The organism is Pseudomonas sp. LBUM1658 (assembly GCF_059716055.1).
Genome location: NZ_CP166798.1, coordinates 5,447,897 through 5,466,092 on the forward strand (window position 1 = coordinate 5,447,897; position 18,196 = coordinate 5,466,092).

Here is an 18,196-nt window from a genome sequence, read left to right on the forward strand (position 1 = left end):
AGTCAGTCAGTCGTTGAGCAAGCGCCCGTGACGCAGCGCTTCGCGCCCCGCCACCTTGGCCAGCCAGAAACCGGGTTGGGCATAACGTAGCCGTTCAATGGCAAACAGCACCCCGGACGTACCAGCACACACCGTGCTGACCCGATCGGATAAAGGATCGATCACTTCAAAAATTTCATCGCCGGCTTCAACCCACTCACCGGGCTGACGCAAAAAGCTCACCACACCCGGGTGCGGCGCGAACAGCAACTCGGTGCCTTCGAACGGCATGCCTTCGCAAGCGTCCCGGGCAGGTTTCGGCCATTCGCCGCTGATCAAACCCTGCTCGGCGAGGAACGCCAGAATGCCTTCGGCGTGAGCCTCGGCTTGCGGGCGACCGGTATCGGCCTGACCGCCCAATTCAATGGTAGTTGCCAGGCAAGCCAATGGGATCTTCGCCTCCGGGAACAGGCGCGACAAACGCAGCCACGGCAGCGAACAGGCCTCGTCAAAGGAGCTGCCACCGGATTCTTCAGCCAGCAGCCCGACCCGTACATTCAGATGCGCCGCCAGCGAACGCCACTGCGGCCAGTGTTGCGGCAAGGCATACATGTGCAGCGCCGCCTCGGTGTCGCAATGCAGATCGAGCACCACATCCGCGGTACAGGCATGACTCAGCAGCACTCGCTGCATGCCTTGCAACTGGCTTGCGGCCGGCGGCAACGCGGCTAGCGCATCGGTCATGGCCAGGCGGATCAGCTCGATATTGGCGTGGGGATCATCGCCCAGACTGCCTGCCAGCTGCGTCGCTACCGGCTCGCTCAGCTCGAAGAAATCGCGGTTGAAATTCTTGCCACTGGCGAACTCGAAACGCCCTTGATGGCTGCCCTGCAACAGTTGACTGAGGCCCATGGGGTTCGCCACCGGCACCAGTTCGATCACGCCATTCAAGGCGCCCTGGGCTTCCAGTTCGGTCAGGCGCTTTTTCAGCTCCCAGGCAGTGCGCATCCCCGGCAGTTCATCGGCGTGCAGGCTGGCCTGGATATAGGCCTTGCGCTCGCCGCTGCCGAAGCGGAACACCGATACCTGGCGCTCGCTGCCCAAGTGGTTCCACGGCAATGGATGATCGATACGTTCCATGGTCACGCCTTGCGTGGGGCCATATAGCCCAGCCAGCGGTGCTCGGCCATTTTAAACAGGCGCACCAGGATGAACGTCAGGCACAGGTAGAACACGCCTGCGGTGATATAGGCTTCGAAGGGCAAGTAGAACTGAGCGTTCACCGTGCGCGCGGCCCCGGTGATGTCGATCAGGGTCACGATGGAGGCCAGACTGGTGGTCTGCAGCATCATGATCACTTCGTTGCTGTACTGCGGCAGTGCCCGGCGCAAGGCCGACGGCAGCAGGATCCGGCGATACAGTTTATAGCGCGACATACCCATGGCCTTGGCCGCTTCGATCTCGCCATTGGGCGTAGCGCGCAGGCTACCGGCAATGATTTCAGCGGTGTAGGCGCTGGTGTTGATGGCAAATGCCAGGCAAGCGCAGAACGTCGCGCTCGACAGCCACGGCCAGAGGAAGCTTTCACGCACTGCTTCGAATTGCGCCAGACCGTAGTAGATCAGAAACAGCTGCACCAGCATCGGCGTGCCGCGGATCACGTAAGTGAAGAGCCAGGCGCTCATATTGACGATCGGCTGCTTGGAGACGCGCATCAGCCCCAGCGGCAAGGCCGCCAGCAGGCCGAAAAACAGCGACAGCGCGAGCAGTTTCAAGGTGGTCAGCAAGCCGCCGAAGTACAGCGGCAGGGCCTCCCAAATGACGTTGTAGTCGAAGATCATAGATCAGCCGCCCTTACGCCTACCGAGTAGCGCTTCTCAAGGTGACGCAATGCCAGCAACGAAATACTGGTGATGACCAGGTACATCGCCGCCACTGCGAGGAAGAAGGTGAAAGGCTCGCGGGTGGCATCTGCCGCCTGCTTGGCCTTGAACATCATGTCTTGCAGACCGACTACCGAAATCAGCGCGGTGGCCTTGGTCAAAACCAGCCAGTTATTGGTGAAGCCCGGAATCGCCAGGCGAATCATCTGGGGTACCAACACCCGGAAAAACACCTGGAAACTGCTCATGCCATAAGCCATGCCGGCTTCTGCCTGACCCTTCGGGATCGCCATGAAGGCCCCGCGGAAGGTTTCCGACAGGTACGCACCGAAGATGAAACCCAGGGTGCCGATACCGGCCGCCAACGGATTCAAGTCGATGTAATCGTCAAAGCCGAGCATCGGTGCAACGCGGTTGAGCAGGTCCTGGCCGCCGTAGAAAATCAGCAGGATCAGCACCAGATCGGGAATCCCGCGGATCACCGTGGAATACAGATCGCCCAGCCAGGCCAGCCAGCGTACCGGCGACAGGCGCAACGCGACCCCGATCAGACCCAGAACAATGGCCAAGGCCATGGACGACAAGGCGAGCTGAAGCGTCAGCCATGCGCCATCGAGGATGACAGCCCCGTAGCCTTTCAACATGATTCAGGTCCTCGAAAGTTGGGATGAAAAAATGGCGCAAACCTCAGCGATCCTGTTGCTTGCGCCATTTCGGACTTACCGCTGCGAGCTATTACTTGCCGTAAATGTCGAAAGCGAAGTACTTGTCCTGGATTTGCTTGTACTTGCCGTTATCACGAATGGCCGTGATGGCGGTGTTGATCTTGTCTTTCAGCGCGTCGCCTTTGCGGACTGCGATACCCACGCCGTCGCCGAAGTATTTGACGTCGGTGAAGGCCGGGCCAACGAAGGCATAACCTTTGCCAGCGTCGGTTTTCAGGAAACCGTCATCCAACAGGGTAGCGTCTGCCACGGTGCCGTCGAGGCGACCGGCCGCCACGTCCAGGTAAATTTCGTTCTGCGAACCGTACGGCTTGATTTCAGCACCCAGCGGAGCCAGGACTTCGCGAGCGAAACGCTCGTGGATCGAACCGCGCTGCACGCCGATGTTCTTGCCTTTGAGCTCGGCGAGGTTGTCGCTGACCTGAGTACCGGCCTTCATCACCAGACGCGCCGGGGTGTTGTAGTACTTGTTGGTGAAGTCAACGGACTTCTTGCGATCTTCAGTGATCGACATGGACGACAGGATCGCGTCGATCTTGCGCACTTTGAGTGCCGGGATCAGACCGTCGAACTCTTGCTCGACCCAGACGCACTTGACCTTCATCTCTTCGCACAGAGCGTTGCCGATGTCGTAGTCGAAACCAATGATGTTGCCGTCCGGCGCTTTCGATGCGAACGGAGGGTAGGCCGCCTCGATGCCGATTTTCAGGGGCTTTTCATCAGCGAAAGTTGGCAAGGACAGCACGGACAGGGCCAGGGCGCCTAGAAGCACGAGTTTCTTCATTTTAGGACTCCATCGGTAAAGGGCTAAAACGGCAGAGTGAGCGACAGCCCAATATGCGAATGGGTGGAACCTGATAGCGGTGCTGCGGCGCAGAAACCTTGGGTTGAATTCAACACAAGCAACGACGAGCAAGTGATCGGCATTCTAACGACAGGCCCGAAGTCGATATTTCTTCAATGCGACAACAATTTACAGAAGCACTGAAAAAGCCGACCGAGCTCATTGACAGCCCTGCAAGTTTATGCAGAAGCAAAAGACGAATAACCGATCTGTGTTGCAAATAGCGGGCCTATTATTCGCAAACCCTTCTATTGCGGCAAGTGTAGCGTTCTATCTTATTTTTCATCGGAGATGAGGTGGCCCTTAAATGGGACTTGGCGTTTCGCATCGCCCCGAAAACATTCGTTCGGTTACACATTCGGTTACTTGAAAGGGACTGGGTAACAATAAGAGGCTTCCTATGCGCAAACCGATAATTATTGGTTCGGGGCACTACTCCACCGCTGCCTGACAAACCGCTATCGCGAGCAAGCTCGCTCCTACATGTACGGCGGCGTGCGCAACTCCTTTGGGAGCGAGCTTGCTCGCGATAGCAATAGCCCAACCACCCAAAACCTCGAGCCGATCCAAAAACCCCAACCCACAAAAAAGCCCCACCCGGCTCAACACCGGATGGGGCTCGATGACGCTGAACTCGCTTTACGCGACGTTCATGACCTTGTGAGTTTCGATCAAATGTTCCACTACACCCGGATCTGCCAGGGTGGAGATATCGCCCAGGCCGTCATATTCGCCGGTGGCAATCTTGCGCAGGATACGGCGCATGATTTTCCCGGAACGGGTTTTCGGCAGGCCCGGCGCCCACTGGATAACATCCGGCGAGGCAATCGGACCGATCTCTTTACGTACCCAGTTCTTCAGCTCCAGGCGCAGCGCTTCGCTCGGCTCTTCGCCACCGTTGAGGGTGACGTAGACATAAATGCCCTGCCCTTTGATGTCGTGCGGTACGCCAACCACTGCCGCTTCGGCGACTTTCGGGTGAGCGACCATCGCGCTTTCGATCTCGGCAGTCCCCATACGGTGACCGGAAACGTTCAACACGTCATCCACACGGCCGGTGATCCAGTAGTAGCCATCCTCATCGCGACGAGCGCCGTCACCGGTGAAGTACATGCCACGGAACGTCTTGAAATAGGTGTCGACGAACCGGTCATGGTCGCCATACAGGGTGCGCGCCTGGCCTGGCCACGAATCGAGAATCACCAGGTTGCCCTCGGCAGCGCCTTCGATGATGTTGCCCAGGTTATCCACCAACGCCGGCACTACACCGAAGAATGGTCGTGCCGCAGAACCCGGCTTGAGCGCGTGAGCACCCGGCAGCGGACTCATCAGGGTGGCCCCGGTCTCGGTCTGCCACCAGGTATCGACGATCGGGCAGCGCGACTGGCCGACGTTCTTGTAGTACCAGTCCCAGGCTTCCGGATTGATCGGCTCGCCGACCGAACCCAGCAGACGCAAGCTGCTGCCATCAGCACCTTCAACCGCGGCCTTGCCCGAAGCCATCATCGCGCGGATTGCGGTCGGCGCGGTGTAGAGGATATTGACTTTATGCTTGTCGACGATCTTTGCCACCCGAGTGATATCCGGGTAGTTCGGCACGCCTTCGAACAGCAAGGTGGTTGCGCCATTGGCCAGCGGGCCATAGACAATGTAAGTGTGGCCAGTGACCCAGCCGACGTCGGCGGTGCACCAGTAGACTTCGCCCGGACGGTAGTCGAACACGCGCTCATGGGTCATCGCGGCGTACAGCAGATAGCCAGCGGTGGTGTGCTGCACGCCCTTCGGCTTGCCGGTCGAACCGGAGGTGTAAAGGATGAACAGCGCTTCTTCAGCACCCATTTCCTTCGGCGCGCAGACAGTGCCCGCCACTTTCATCAAGTCTTCGTACCAGATATCGCGATGCTGGTTCCACTTGATGTCGCCACCGGTGCGCTTGCACACGATGACTTTCTGAATGCTGTGGGTATCCGGGTTGGTCAGCGCATCATCGACGTTGGACTTGAGCGGGATTTTTTTCCCGGCACGAAGACCTTCGTCAGCGGTGATCACCACTTTGGATTTGCAGTCGATGATCCGACCGGCCAGGGCTTCCGGTGAGAAACCACCGAACACTACCGAGTGAATCGCGCCGATCCGGGCGCAGGCCAGCATGGCGACCACGGCTTCGGGAATCATCGGCATATAGATAGTCACCACGTCGCCGCGGTGCACATCCTGGCCACGCAGGGCGTTGGCGAACTTGCAGACTTCTTCATGCAGCTCGCGGTAGGTGATGTTGCGGCTCTCGGCAGGGTTATCGCCCTCCCAGATAATCGCGATCTGGTCGCCGCGCTCGGCGAGGTGGCGATCCAGACAGTTGTAGGAAACGTTCAGGGTGCCGTCGGCGAACCATTTGATGTCGACATGGTGATCATCGAAGGAAGTCTGCTTCACCGTGGTGAAAGGCTTGATCCAGTCGAGGCGCTTGGCCTGGTCACGCCAGAAACCGTCGGGATTGACCACCGACTGCTGGTACATGGCCTTGTAGGTTGCTTCATCAGTCAACGTGTTGGCCGCAACCTCGGGACGAACGGGATACAGAGAAGCCGCACTCATCTTTTTTACCTCGGTGACATAGTTGTTTTTGTATGCCCCAGTTGTAGCCGGGGCGGGCCTATAGAACCATTCGACGATGGTAGTAACAAGCCCCTACAAAGTGTCGTGTCTGCCCCGCAAGCCCCGTAGGAGCTGCCGCAGGCTGCGATCTTTGGCGCCCAAAAAAACGCCAAAGATCAAAAGATCGCAGCCTTCGGCAGCTCCTGCAGGGCGCTTTTCGGTCGATTGTTACAGAATCCGTCAATAGTCTTTATCAAAAGCACGGCTATATGAATGCCATTGCGCCGCCTAAAATCAACCTCGCCAACAACGGCAACGTGATTAACCCAGTTGGCAGCCCCCACGAAGGCAGGTTCTTTTTTCAAGTTCCACACGCAACCTGAAAAAGGTTGCGTGCCCCCTCACGACCCAAGAAAGGTAAAACTGAAATGAAAGCTTTAGCAGTGCTGGCCCTCAGCAGTCTTTGCGCCACCGCAATGGCAGATGAGGCACCGACAGACGTCGCCAGCCAGCAAACACCGGTGATGGAGTACAGCTACTCGACTCACCTGGACATCGCCAAAGTGGTATCGATGAGCGAAGTTCCGAATGTCTGCGAAGTTGTACCGGCCCGCATGGAATATGAAGACTCCAAAGGCCAACGGCATATTCTGCAATACAGCGTCATGGGTAATGGATGCTCTAACGGCTAAACGCCCGGATTAGACCCAGACACTCTTTATAACCGCCGACCACAAGAAATCACTCTCGCGGCAAAGATGCCAGGTGCACCCCCGCCCACGGGACTGTTGCACAGCATCGCCTAATGAAGTGCGACCACGGCACTCGCACTCAGCTGATTCTCTACCGATTGCTTTTATCGCGCTGCTCAGCTTCCTGGCTGCAGGCAGCAAGAAAAGCCTGGCACCATATATCTATTTATACGATTGTTTTTAGCATTTTTATGCGCTTTTTAATCGAATTAGTCCGAGTAGTATGAGCTTCACACCCACTGAACAAAACGAACAACCCGGAGCCACCACCATGAAAACCAAACTGATCATCGCCCTGACCCTCTCCGTACTGGCCGCCAACACCTTCGCCGCCGACGGTTATGACCGCACCATCGCCTCCGATGGCTACGATCGCACCGGTTCTGCCACTGTTGCTGCTGATGGTTTCGACCGCACCGGTTCCGCCACCCTTGCTGCCGACGGCTTCGACCGCACCAGTTCCGCCACCCTCGCTGCTGATGGCTTTGACCACACCGGTTCTGCCACCCTCGCTGCTGATGGTTTTGACCGCACCGGCACCAACCGCCTCAGCTAATAGCTGACCGCGACGTCACAGCCCGGCCCCGGCCGGGCTTAGTTGTTTCTGGAGGAACAAAAACCCAACAATCCATGCACATCCTGTGGGAGCGGGCTTGCTCGCGATGACCGCGCAGCGGTCCCCCTAAAAGCCACCCAAATTTCCCGCCCTTTCGCAACACCCAAGCCGACAAAAATTTCTCTCCAACCCCAATCCCCCGCAAACCCTTGCCCCGCCTCAACAAAGCCCAGGCCACCCCTCCTACTGAGCCAATCCGCCGCACCGGAACTTAAAAACTGGCTGAAATACCCTGATGAAAACCCTTATACTGGCGCAGTCAAAAGGGCTTGAAATAACCCCTAGTCGGGCTATAGACCCACGCTGATTCAGCCTTCAAAGGCCATAGGGAAAGGCCCAGCGCCCGCCTCCCATCAGCGACTCCGGGGCCAACCCCAACCAAATTTATGTTTTTTGCGTGCGTTCACCGCCACTGCACTCAACAATCCTTTAGATCCAAAGCGGCCACTAGCCGTGTGACAAACCCACCATAAGTGTTAATCACACGGGCTTCTGGCCCTCACGCAGGAGACGACACGTCATGCTGAGCTGGGACGAATTCGACAAAGAAGACGGCGAAGTTGCCGCCAAAGGCGCCAACGCCGGCCACGCTTCTGAAGCCAACATGGACCGCCTCGACAGCGCCGGCGGTGCCGCCGCGCTCGAAGCCCGCGCCGTGACCGCCAATGACTCCGCCGCGATCATCCGCGCCAAGGCAGCCCTGGATAACCTCGACATCGCCGAAGGTCTGGCCGAACTCGAAGGCGCTTCCGCCCGTGTTGCCGTCGACGAAAAGCGCATGATCAACTGCCGCGCCGACCTCAACCAACTCGTCCCGTTCAAATACGACTGGGCCTGGCAGAAGTACCTCGACGGCTGCGCAAACCACTGGATGCCGCAAGAAGTCAACATGACCGCCGACATCGCCCTCTGGAAAGACCCGGAAGGCCTGACCGACGACGAACGCCGCATCGTCATGCGCAACCTCGGCTTCTTCTCCACCGCCGACTCCCTCGTTGCCAACAACCTGGTCCTGGCCGTGTACCGCCTGATCACCAACCCGGAATGCCGCCAGTACATCCTGCGCCAGGCCTTCGAAGAGGCGATCCACACCCACGCCTACCAGTACTGCATCGAATCGCTGGCCATGGATGAAGGCGAAATCTTCAACATGTACCACGAGATCCCATCGGTCGCGAAAAAAGCCACCTGGGGCCTGAAATACACCCGTTCGATCTCCGATCCGAAGTTCGAAACCGGCACCGTCGACACCGACAAAGAACTGCTGCGCAACCTGATCGCCTACTACTGCGTTCTGGAAGGCATCTTCTTCTACTGCGGCTTCACCCAGATCCTCTCCATGGGCCGCCGCAACAAAATGACCGGCGTCGCCGAGCAGTTCCAGTACATCCTGCGCGACGAATCCATGCACCTGAACTTCGGCATCGACGTGATCAACCAGATCAAAATCGAAAACCCACATTTGTGGGATGCTGAAATGAAGGAAGAAGCTTCGCAGATGATCCTGCAAGGCACTCAACTCGAAATCGAATACGCCCGCGACACCATGCCGCGCGGCGTACTGGGCATGAACGCCGCGATGATGGAGGACTACCTCAAATTCATCGCCAACCGTCGTTTGAGCCAGATCGGTTTGAAAGAAGAATACCCAGGGACCACTAACCCGTTCCCGTGGATGAGTGAAATCATGGACTTGAAGAAAGAGAAGAACTTCTTTGAGACTCGGGTTATTGAGTACCAAACAGGCGGCGCGCTGAGCTGGGATTGATTCCTTGCGCTGACCACGATCTGCCGATCATGTCCTGAATCGGCAAATCGCAAAAACCAAAAAGCCCTGACTTGTTCAGGGCTTTTTATTGGAAGAACAAACCTCCCCCCGCGTAGGAGCTGCCGCAGGCTGCGATCTTTTGATCTTGCTCCTCGGCAATATCCAGAATCGCAAAAATGCTATTCAATGAAATCCCGAAGAACCCGATCAAAATCCGCTGACATGTGAATCTGCCCTTTAAGCCGCCCGGGCTTGCGCTGGCGTACAACATCAACATGCGGCAGCACATCCAAATAAGGCTTACCGTCCTTCGTAATCACAACCCTATCACCGGCCCAAGCGCGCTTGGCAAGCAGTGAAAGTTGGGATTTTTCTTGATTCATCGTGAACTGTACCCGTTCGCTCATCGCGCGCTTCTCCCATGGCTGGCCAAACCAACCTAGTCCGTAAGCTCACGCTAGGCAAGATGTTGAAATTACCCAAGCAAAGATGGATACCCAACTGGAACTCAAGGATAAAAAACAACGAATATTCGTATGCGTCCGGCAAAGTCATCTAGCCGGCTCCGCCAAGCCCAGACATGGTGTCCACCTAAATTTAAGTGGACACCATTTCTAGCCTTTTTAAGCGGATCCTCCATGCAGCCAACGCGCCGTTCCTATTCCAAATCCTTCAAAGCCCAAATCATTCAAGAGTGCTCCCAGCCCGGCGCCTCGATTGCCAATATCGCGCTGAACCACAGCCTCAATGCGAACCTCGTCCATAAGTGGATTCGAGTGCAATCTCAGAAAAACGTGGCGCTGCAACCCGCTTTCATCCCGCTGAAATTGCAGTCGCCTGCGGCAAGATCAGAAACCGCACCAGCCACTATTTGCGTCGAAATTCCACACCCTCGCGGGACTGTCGTAGTGAACTGGCCGACTGAAAGCGCAGCCGCCTGTGCCACCTTTCTTCGAGACCTGTTGCGATGATCCGCATCGATTCGATCTGGCTCGCCACCGAGCCCATGGACATGCGCGCCGGTACGGAATCGGCTTTGGCGCGGGTCGTGGCGGTGTTCGGTGCGGCGCAGCCGCACTGTGCTTATCTGTTTGCCAACCGCCGCGCCAATCGCATGAAAGTGCTGGTGCATGACGGCGTGGGCGTTTGGTTGGCGGCCCGGCGGCTCAACCAGGGTCGCTTCGTCTGGCCGAACCCTCGACACGGCGCGCAAGCCGAATTGAACAGCGAACAACTTCAGGCGCTGGTGCTGGGTTTGCCGTGGCAGAGGGTTGGCCCCAGTGGAGCGATCACTGTGCTGTGATCTGCGGTTTAGCAGGATTGCCTGAGTCATTGTCCGATCAGTCTGTCGTCGATTATGGTCCGCTCTGGCAAAATCGGCGGCATGACTTCTGCCCCTGCTCTCGACCGATTGAATGCTGAACAACTGCGCACCCTGGCGGCGCAGTTGATGCAGCGTGTCGAGAACCTGGATCAACACGTCGAAAAGCTCGACAAACAAGTCCATCACTTCAAGACGGTCAACGAACAACTCGCCCACGAAATCGCGCTGCTCAAGCGCCATCGCTTTGCCAAGCGCAGTGAACAGTTGAACCCGGCGCAAGCCAGCCTCCTCGATGATCTGCTCGACACCGACATTGCCGCCATCGAAGCTGAACTTGCGGCTCTGCAACCCGCCCCCGCTTCGTCCGAGACACGCCAAAATCCCAAGCGCGCGCCATTGCCCGCGCAGTTTCCCCGCACCCTGATCCATCACGAACCGGACAACACCCAGTGCACCTGTGGCTGCGCCCTCAAGCGCATCGGCGAAGATGTCAGCGAAAAACTCGACTACACGCCCGGCGTGTTCACCGTCGAACGTCATATCCGTGGCAAATGGGTCTGCGATCAGTGCGAAACCCTGATTCAGGCACCGGTACCGGCGCAGATGATCGACAAAGGCATCCCAACCGCCGGGCTGCTGGCCCAGGTGATGATCGCCAAGTACGCCGATCATTTGCCGCTGTATCGCCAGGAAAAAATCTTCGGCCGTGCCGGCCTGGCCATACCGCGCTCGACGCTGGCGCAATGGGTCGGCGCCTGCGGCGTACAGTTGCAACCGCTGGTCGATGCCTTGCGTGACGTCGTGCTCCAACACAACGTAATCCATGCCGACGAAACGCCGGTGCCGATGCTCTCACCGGGCGCCAGGAAAACCCATCGAGCGTATGTCTGGGCCTATGCCACGACACCGTTTGCCGAGCTGAGCGCTGTCGTTTACGACTTCGCGCCCAGCCGCGCGGGTGAACATGCCCGCGCTTTCCTGCACGGTTGGAAGGGTCAGTTGGTGTGCGACGGCTTCTCCGGTTACGGCGCCAGCTTTGACCTGGGCGTGACCGAAATCGCCTGCATGGCTCACGCTCGGCGCAAGTTCTTCGATTTGCATGTGACCCACAAGAGCCAGATCGCCGAAAAGGCCCTGCATTACATCGCGATCCTCTACGAAGTCGAACGCGAAGTACGTGACCTGGAGCCGGATTTACGGCGCCGAATACGCCAGGAAAAAACCGCACCGGTCATCGATGCACTGCATGCCTGGATGATCGGCCAGCGCCAGCTCGTGCCCGAAGGCTCGGCCATCGCCAAGGCCCTGGATTACAGCCTTAAACGCTGGACGGCGTTGTCACGTTACCTCTACGATGGCGCGGTACCCATAGACAATAATTGGGTGGAGAACCAGATCCGACCGTGGGCAATCGGGCGCTCGAACTGGCTGTTCGCAGGTTCCTTGCGCAGCGGTAAACGTGCGGCGGCGCTGATGAGCCTGATCCAGTCGGCACGGCTCAACGGGCATGATCCGTATGCCTATTTGAAAGACGTACTGGCGCGGCTGCCGACGCAGAAGATAAGTCAGATTGACGAGTTGCTGCCGCATAAGTGGCAGCCGGCGTAATCACGCAAGGTGGGTTCGCCGTTCGCTTACGAATATTCCTACGCATTTAAAAGAGCAAAGTCGGATTGACCAAGCTTTATCAACTGCCTACCTTGACTGTAGGTGCCTAAGAAACGCCCAACGTAGAAAGCAAGAGCCTCAATTCACAGATACGAATGTGATAACCGCTACGCGGCTGAACATAATTCATATCTGTCGGGTGTTTTTGCCAGTTGGGATTTCTTAAGTCCTCTCTCTACGTCTGGGCTTGGCTCTTTTCCACACGCATACGTAGAGGTCACGGGATATGTATACCCAGCGCTCGTTTAATGTTCCTCCTTACCAGGAGGCCCGCCATGTCTGAGCCCTTCACCCCCACTGTCTTCACCCGCCACAACCTCCATCTTCACGCCCTCCTCCTAGAAAACCAGCCATGGTTCTGTGCTCGCGATCTAGGTCGGCTGATGGGCGTGTATCTAAACGAACGCATGGTCAGCAAGCTCGACGAGGATCAACGGCAAACGTTGACGATTAGCTACCACGGTCAGCCGGAAACGATGCTCATGCTCAGCGAGTCTGGTGTGTATGCGTTGCTGGTGTATCACTATGCGCCGGGGCATCGATTGCTGCGGGAATGGTTGACTCATCAGGTGGTGCCGACGTTGCGTGATGCGCGGCAATCGCGAACCGCGGATCGGCCGATGTTGAGTTTGTTGGATTGGCCGGAGATGTCGTTGAGTCTGCTGCATTGGCAGGATGAAGGTTGGATTCGGCTGCGGGATATGCCTTATCTATTGCTGAATCGAACGCGAAGGCGCGTTCCAGCGGTTAAGCCTTGGTGGCGTAAGGTCTTCGAGGCGTTTCACTCTTCGAAGCATTCGGTCGGTTAGACCTTTTAGGATCGACAGAAAGAAGCGTCGCAGTTCTCTGTAGGAATTTTTGTAGACAGGCCACTCAGTATCGTCCGAGGGTTTTCAACCCTCGGCGATGTTATAAGCGTAAAGAAGAAAGAAAGCGACTGGAGCGCTCTTGAGATTAGGGCCAATTGCCTTGGCGTATCGCTCAATCAGCTTTCAATTACTTCCAACCGCTGCTTCAGCCTCTCATTCACCAACGCCCCGTGCACTCCAGAATGAATTTCACGATGGCAACTTGGGCATACAGCCCCCACATAGCGTGGGTGATCTAACCCACCATCTGAGAGCCGGTTTACGTGATGCGGCTCTAAGTAGGGTGTGCCATCCTTTTTCATAAAAGGAGCCGGCCTCTCACAGCTCTCGCATGCACCCTCGGCGCGCATCAGCACATAGTGCGCAACCTTACGGCTGCGCAGATAGATCTTACGCGGAGCGGATTGCCCTAATTCATCGCTGCTAGGCTTACATGCAGCCAGCGCAGCCAACCTCGCAGCAGCCAGAGACCCGGAAAGGTCAGCCTCATCTTCATCCTGCTCTTCAGATTCAATTATTTCACCAGGAATACCCACAGGGACTAACCGAAAAACAATCGCCGTCCGATCCTGGCCGCTCACATCCGGCTGGGTCCGCTCAAACATGTCGGCGCAAGAAAACTCGCCCAAGTAAGCGTTGCCTTTACCTTTGCCGAGCGACTTAAACAAGTGCAGCGCTCGGCCATCCTCAGCATGCTCAGCGATGGCTCGGTTGCCTCGGATCAAAGTCATCGGCCCGCGTTGTCCTTCACCGGTATAAAGGTAGGCGCCATTTTCCCAATCGTCGGCATACCCGTATTGCTCACCACTATCGCCCGTAAACAAAAATATCGCAGGATAGGTAGCGGACGCTGCAATGCCGCTTTGTAAGCTCCCACCGAACGGTCCATTGATCTCAGTTTTTCGGTCGTAAACAGCCTCCGGCGTGAACTGCAACACCGGCTCGCCTTCCCCACGCGGTAACTCCACAATAGTGAAGCCTCGCTTTTCTAGGTAACTGTTGGTCGGGCGCCCACCGGAGAATTCGCCTACGGCAATGCCGGTCGCCAAAGAGACGATTTTCTTCGCCGGATACAGTTCACCGCCCGCGTGAACGGCATAACGGTGAGCTAGGTTATTTTCCCAACCCTGCCACTCACGTCTACTCCGATACTTACGATCAAACTCCAGCATCGCTTTGTCTATTCGTTCCTTCGAAACCGCTTTGATCGCCACGAGCGCTGCCCTTTATCGACAATTGCCGTAGGAAAATTCCTACACCCGCCAAAGTACCAAAGGGTTTCATTATGGAATAGGGCGAAAAGCCACTATTTCTAAGCGCTATTGCTCAATAGCACGTGCGCCATAACTCTCTACCCGCTATTAATATCCTCCCCACCTCCCACAGACCTGAGCCCACCATGAAATTCGACCTCGCCTATTGCCTCAGCCTCGACGACAAGCTGTCGATCTATGACGTACGCGATTTGAATTTCGACGAAACCATGGAGTTCGATTCCGCAAAAGAACACTTCCAATGTCCCAATGACGCATGCAGGGCGGCTTTCGATGCGGCGAATGTATTGACGACGTTCAACGCCAAGAACGTGAATTACGTTCGCACCCCGCATTTCAAGAACACGCCCAGCACCCGGCATGTGGCGGATTGTCCTTATGCCAGTCTCAAGGCGTCGGCGTCAGGTGTGGACGCCGATGGTGCGGAAACGGAAGACAGTCGCGAGGAGCATTTCCCGTCGGAGTTGTTGCTGACTCGGCGTGAGTATGTGCGTAAGCCGTCGAACCCTGCGGTGGCGGCGGATGTGGTGGGGGATGATCCGAAACCCTCTTCGACGGCCAGTGATGTCGAGCCCCCGAGCCGAGAAACGGCCCCGGACAAGACCAGCGTCTTCGCCCATCCGGTGGAGTGCTTTGTGTCGAACTTCGAGGACAAGGATCTGCTCAAGCGCATGCCGCTGAAGATCGGCGAGCACACCGCGCCCTACGGGTCGTTCTTCAAGAAGATCGAGTACCTACAAGACAACAAGGGGCTGATTTACTGGGGCAAGATCAAGGAGATCAAGGACTACACCCTGAGCTTTCGCATCGACTTCGAGAAGAAGGTCTGGTTTGAGAAGAAGCCCTACCCGGTCAACGTTTACTTAAGCAAGAAGCTGATCGACACCTACCGCAAGCGCAAAGCGTTTCTGGAGGAGATCAAGCATGCCATCGACAGCGAGCAGGAATTGTATTGCTTCTTTTACGGCGTGACGCCGGAGTTGAAGCAGGTGCCGAGCAAGAAAAACCCCGAGCAGACGTTCGGGGTGTTCAGTGCCGATATTGAGAACCTGGATCACTTCATCATCCGTGAGGCGCCAGGGTTGGCGAGTAAATAGTCATTGGCTCACCATGCTGGACGTCGTTTTAAATGAAACCCTGTTTATAAGGTGGTCTTTGCAAGCTTATGGGGCATGATGGGCCGCAGTGCTTTCCCTGATGTCCAACGCCGATGAGTGCCCTATCTTGTGTCAGTGATTCCCCTACTGGTCTGTGACGACTCCAACATGGCCCGTAAGCAGGTGTTACGGGCGCTGCCGGCGGATTGGCCGGTTTCAGTCACCGAGGCCGGTAATGGTCGCGAGGCAATGGATGCCATACGCCGGGGTTTGGGGCAGGTGGTGCTGCTCGACCTGACCATGCCGGAGATGGATGGTTATCAGGTATTGAGCGCCTTGCGCGCCGAAGGATTGAAGGCGCAAGTCATCGTGATCTCCGGTGACATTCAGGAAGAAGCGGTGCGCCGCGTGCGTGAGCTGGGCGCGCTGGCGTTCCTGAAAAAGCCTTTCGACGAAAATCAGCTGCGCCAGACACTCAGTCAGCTGGGGCTTCTGACGGAACCCGGCCAGCCGTCGCCGGGGAGTCGTCCGGCAGCGAATACGGTCATCAGTTTTCACGATGCGTTCCGCGAAACGGTCAACGTTGCCATCGGCCGGGCGGCCGCCCTGATAGCCCAGGTGTTGGGCGTCTTTGTGCAGTTGCCAGTGCCGAACGTGAACATCCTCGAAGTCGGCGAGTTGCACATGGCGCTGACCGATGCCAGCAGCAGCAAGCAACTCACGGCCATCTGCCAGGGTTTTATCGGCAGTGGCATCGCCGGCGAAGCCCTGCTGATGTTTCACGACTCGGAAATCGCCGATATAGCGCAATTGATGCAGCGTCAGAGCACCGATTATTCGGACCTGGAAATGCTGCTGGACCTCTCCAGCGTTCTGATCGGTGCTTGCCTGAGCAGCATTGCCGAACAGATCGATGTGGTGTTTTCTCAAGGCCACCCGCAGATCCTCGGCCAGCACGCGGCCATCGATGAGCTGATCCGGGTCAACCACAAGCGCTGGAAAAAGACTCTGGCGGTGGAAATCAGCTACAGCCTGGAAGGGCATGATATTCGTTTCGACCTATTGTTGCTGTTCACGGAAGACTCCATCGAGCGGCTGACCCACAAACTCGCCTACTTGATGAACTGAGCCATGAACGACCCTATCGATCTGAACGAGTTTCACTGGTTGCTGGCGATCGCCCAGAGCATCGACGTCGGTGTGGTGGTGCTCGACCGCGACTACCGCGTGCAGGTCTGGAACACCTTCATGGAGAACCGCTCCGGGGTGCAGCCCAAGGACGCCCACAATCAGAATTTCTTCAGTCTATTTCCCGAAATCGACCGCCAATGGTTCAGCCGCAAAGTGGAAAGCGTCGCCACCCTGGGCACGCCAGCGTTCACTGTCTGGGAGCAGCGCCCGTATCTGGTGCGGTTCAAGAACTACCAGCCGATCACCGGCCAGGAAGAGTTCATGTACCAGAACACCACGCTGTTACCGCTGCGCTCCACCGACAGCAAAATTAACCATATCTGCCTGGTGATCTATGACGTCACCGACGTTGCCACCAACCGGCATCAGCTCCAGGCCGCCAATGCGCAATTGCAGCAACTCTCCAGAACCGATCGGCTGACGGGCCTGTACAACCGCGGTCATTGGGAAGAAAGCCTGAAAGTCGCCTATGCTCGGCACCAGCGTTATGGCAATGCCACCAGCCTGGTGATGCTAGATATCGACCACTTCAAGCGTGTCAATGACACCTATGGTCACCAGGCGGGCGACAAGGTCATCGAGCAAGTCGCCAGACTGATCCGCGAGCATGAGCGCGAAACCGATGTGGCTGGGCGTTATGGCGGTGAAGAGTTCGGCGTGGTGCTTTCAGATACCGACAAGAACGGTGCACGGGTTTTCGCCGAGCGTCTGCGTAAGGCAGTCGAAGGGCTGGAAGTGCTGCACAACGGCCAGAGCATCCGTTTCACCATCAGCCTGGGGGTGGCCGACCTGAGCCAGCCCTCGAGCAACTACGCCGACCTGATCGCCTGGGCGGACCAGGCGCTGTATGCGTCGAAGAAGGCCGGGCGCAATCGGGTGACGGTGTATGAGTAGATAAAGTGCACCTCAGCTCTGCGAAAGCGCCCATTCCTGATCAGAACGTTCTCTATTTAACTGTTTGCTAAGCTCTCCGGCCTCACGGGCTCTGACCTCGCTTTCGCCGCAGAACTTCTGTAGCCAGTGGATGAGCATTTCCTCATCAGGGTAGAAATAGTCTTTAAGTCTTCTGCTCCGAAGAAAGTGGTTGGTTCTGGTGTCGTAACGGGATGCGGCCGCTTCATCCAGTGGCAGGCACCCCGCATCGGCGACATCCCCTTTGAACATCCAGACTATTTCATTGAGGTGCCCCTGAGCACTTCGGTCGCTGCGCCGGTAAAAACTGAACTCGCGATTGAGTTCCGTGAAACGCTCAAGCATGGAGGGGTACTCGACCCACTCCAGTACGCCCCTGTGCATCGCATGATTCAGCATGTTGTTCATCCAGCGCTGGGCGAAGGCCTGAACAAAGCCGTCTACATCGGCTTTTTTCATGTCGGCGAAGATCATGCAGTATCGCGTTTGCAGGTGAATCGCCAGCAGTACGTGCTTACGCTGGACGGTAATGGCATGCACCAGCCATTGCGAAGGCGCTGACGTCGAGTCGCCCGGCTGATCGTCGTCGATAGTGGTCGAAGGCGGACGTTGGACAGGCGTGATTTTTTTACCCTTGTGAACGCGACTGAAAAAATCGCTGGCTGCCTCGCTGCAGTTGAAGACCAACATCCCCTTTCC

19 protein-coding genes are annotated in these 18,196 nt (G+C 57.0%); 10 read left to right on the forward strand and 9 right to left on the reverse strand.

The features are described 5' to 3' along the window. Positions 1–6 precede the first annotated feature (6 nt). The 6 genes from ACA064_RS25125 to ACA064_RS25150 all read right to left on the reverse strand — a co-directional run bounded on the left by ACA064_RS25125 (position 7) and on the right by ACA064_RS25150 (position 6,391). Positions 7–1,119, reverse strand: a complete 1,113-nt coding sequence (locus ACA064_RS25125) for a M14 family metallopeptidase (RefSeq protein WP_497670537.1) — start codon at positions 1,117–1,119, stop codon at positions 7–9. A 2-nt stretch (positions 1,120–1,121) separates the two neighbouring features. Continuing rightward, positions 1,122–1,820: an ABC transporter permease gene (locus ACA064_RS25130; RefSeq protein ID WP_150806850.1), complete on the reverse strand. Its 699-nt coding sequence runs from the start codon at positions 1,818–1,820 to the stop codon at positions 1,122–1,124. Next, positions 1,817–2,506, reverse strand: coding sequence for an ABC transporter permease (locus ACA064_RS25135; protein ID WP_497670538.1), 690 nt, complete (start codon positions 2,504–2,506; stop codon positions 1,817–1,819). The genes ACA064_RS25130 and ACA064_RS25135 overlap by 4 nt, the downstream gene beginning before the upstream one ends. Before the next feature lie 91 nt (positions 2,507–2,597). Next, positions 2,598–3,371, reverse strand: a complete 774-nt coding sequence (locus ACA064_RS25140) for an ABC transporter substrate-binding protein (protein ID WP_497670539.1) — start codon at positions 3,369–3,371, stop codon at positions 2,598–2,600. A 699-nt stretch (positions 3,372–4,070) separates the two neighbouring features. Next, positions 4,071–6,026, reverse strand: coding sequence for an acetate--CoA ligase (acs, locus tag ACA064_RS25145; RefSeq protein WP_497670540.1), 1,956 nt, complete (start codon positions 6,024–6,026; stop codon positions 4,071–4,073). Positions 6,027–6,202: 176 nt separating this feature from the next. Next, positions 6,203–6,391 (reverse strand): hypothetical protein, encoded by a 189-nt coding sequence (locus ACA064_RS25150; protein WP_497670541.1) that lies wholly within the window; start codon positions 6,389–6,391, stop codon positions 6,203–6,205. A 63-nt stretch (positions 6,392–6,454) separates the two neighbouring features. Between ACA064_RS25150 and ACA064_RS25155 the strand changes: the two genes are divergently transcribed. From ACA064_RS25155 to ACA064_RS25165, 3 genes are all read left to right on the forward strand, one after another. After that, a complete protein-coding gene (locus ACA064_RS25155) occupies positions 6,455–6,718 on the forward strand; it encodes a DUF2790 domain-containing protein (protein WP_497670542.1) in 264 nt (87 codons plus the stop codon). 331 nt (positions 6,719–7,049) lie between these two features. Next, positions 7,050–7,334, forward strand: a complete 285-nt coding sequence (locus tag ACA064_RS25160; RefSeq protein WP_497670543.1) for a hypothetical protein — start codon at positions 7,050–7,052, stop codon at positions 7,332–7,334. Positions 7,335–7,914: 580 nt separating this feature from the next. After that, entirely contained in the window at positions 7,915–9,162 is a 1,248-nt protein-coding gene (locus tag ACA064_RS25165) for a ribonucleotide-diphosphate reductase subunit beta (protein ID WP_150644931.1), read from the forward strand. Between the two features lie 179 nt (positions 9,163–9,341). Here the strand turns inward: ACA064_RS25165 and ACA064_RS25170 are convergent, their stop codons facing one another. Next, the gene (locus ACA064_RS25170; protein WP_497670544.1) at positions 9,342–9,569 is read right to left on the reverse strand and encodes a type II toxin-antitoxin system Phd/YefM family antitoxin; all 228 of its coding nucleotides are present in this window, start codon (positions 9,567–9,569) and stop codon (positions 9,342–9,344) included. A gap of 231 nt (positions 9,570–9,800) precedes the next feature. Between ACA064_RS25170 and tnpA the strand changes: the two genes are divergently transcribed. From tnpA to ACA064_RS25190, 4 genes are all read left to right on the forward strand, one after another. Continuing rightward, positions 9,801–10,133: an IS66-like element accessory protein TnpA gene (gene tnpA / locus ACA064_RS25175; RefSeq protein WP_497670545.1), complete on the forward strand. Its 333-nt coding sequence runs from the start codon at positions 9,801–9,803 to the stop codon at positions 10,131–10,133. After that, positions 10,130–10,465: an IS66 family insertion sequence element accessory protein TnpB gene (gene tnpB, locus ACA064_RS25180; protein ID WP_497670546.1), complete on the forward strand. Its 336-nt coding sequence runs from the start codon at positions 10,130–10,132 to the stop codon at positions 10,463–10,465. The genes tnpA and tnpB overlap by 4 nt, the downstream gene beginning before the upstream one ends. A gap of 81 nt (positions 10,466–10,546) precedes the next feature. After that, complete coding sequence (gene tnpC, locus ACA064_RS25185; RefSeq protein WP_497670547.1) at positions 10,547–12,094, forward strand: IS66 family transposase; 1,548 nt, start codon at positions 10,547–10,549, stop codon at positions 12,092–12,094. A gap of 335 nt (positions 12,095–12,429) precedes the next feature. Continuing rightward, on the forward strand, positions 12,430–12,963 hold the full coding sequence (locus ACA064_RS25190; RefSeq protein ID WP_497670548.1) for a BRO-N domain-containing protein: 534 nt from the start codon (positions 12,430–12,432) through the stop codon (positions 12,961–12,963). Positions 12,964–13,139: 176 nt separating this feature from the next. On the opposite strand, the gene ACA064_RS25195 is transcribed toward ACA064_RS25190, so the two are convergent. After that, the gene (locus ACA064_RS25195; RefSeq protein ID WP_497670549.1) at positions 13,140–14,237 is read right to left on the reverse strand and encodes an HNH endonuclease; all 1,098 of its coding nucleotides are present in this window, start codon (positions 14,235–14,237) and stop codon (positions 13,140–13,142) included. Positions 14,238–14,422: 185 nt separating this feature from the next. Between ACA064_RS25195 and ACA064_RS25200 the strand changes: the two genes are divergently transcribed. The 3 genes from ACA064_RS25200 (at position 14,423) to ACA064_RS25210 (ending at position 17,479) form a co-directional block, all read left to right on the forward strand. Continuing rightward, entirely contained in the window at positions 14,423–15,394 is a 972-nt protein-coding gene (locus tag ACA064_RS25200; RefSeq protein WP_497670550.1) for a hypothetical protein, read from the forward strand. 129 nt (positions 15,395–15,523) lie between these two features. Then, the gene (locus ACA064_RS25205; protein WP_497670551.1) at positions 15,524–16,522 is read left to right on the forward strand and encodes a response regulator; all 999 of its coding nucleotides are present in this window, start codon (positions 15,524–15,526) and stop codon (positions 16,520–16,522) included. 3 nt (positions 16,523–16,525) lie between these two features. Further along, on the forward strand, positions 16,526–17,479 hold the full coding sequence (locus tag ACA064_RS25210; RefSeq protein WP_497670552.1) for a sensor domain-containing diguanylate cyclase: 954 nt from the start codon (positions 16,526–16,528) through the stop codon (positions 17,477–17,479). Between the two features lie 12 nt (positions 17,480–17,491). Here the strand turns inward: ACA064_RS25210 and ACA064_RS25215 are convergent, their stop codons facing one another. Next, on the reverse strand, positions 17,492–18,187 hold the full coding sequence (locus tag ACA064_RS25215) for a DUF6933 domain-containing protein (protein ID WP_497670553.1): 696 nt from the start codon (positions 18,185–18,187) through the stop codon (positions 17,492–17,494). Between the last annotated feature and the right edge of the window lie 9 nt (positions 18,188–18,196).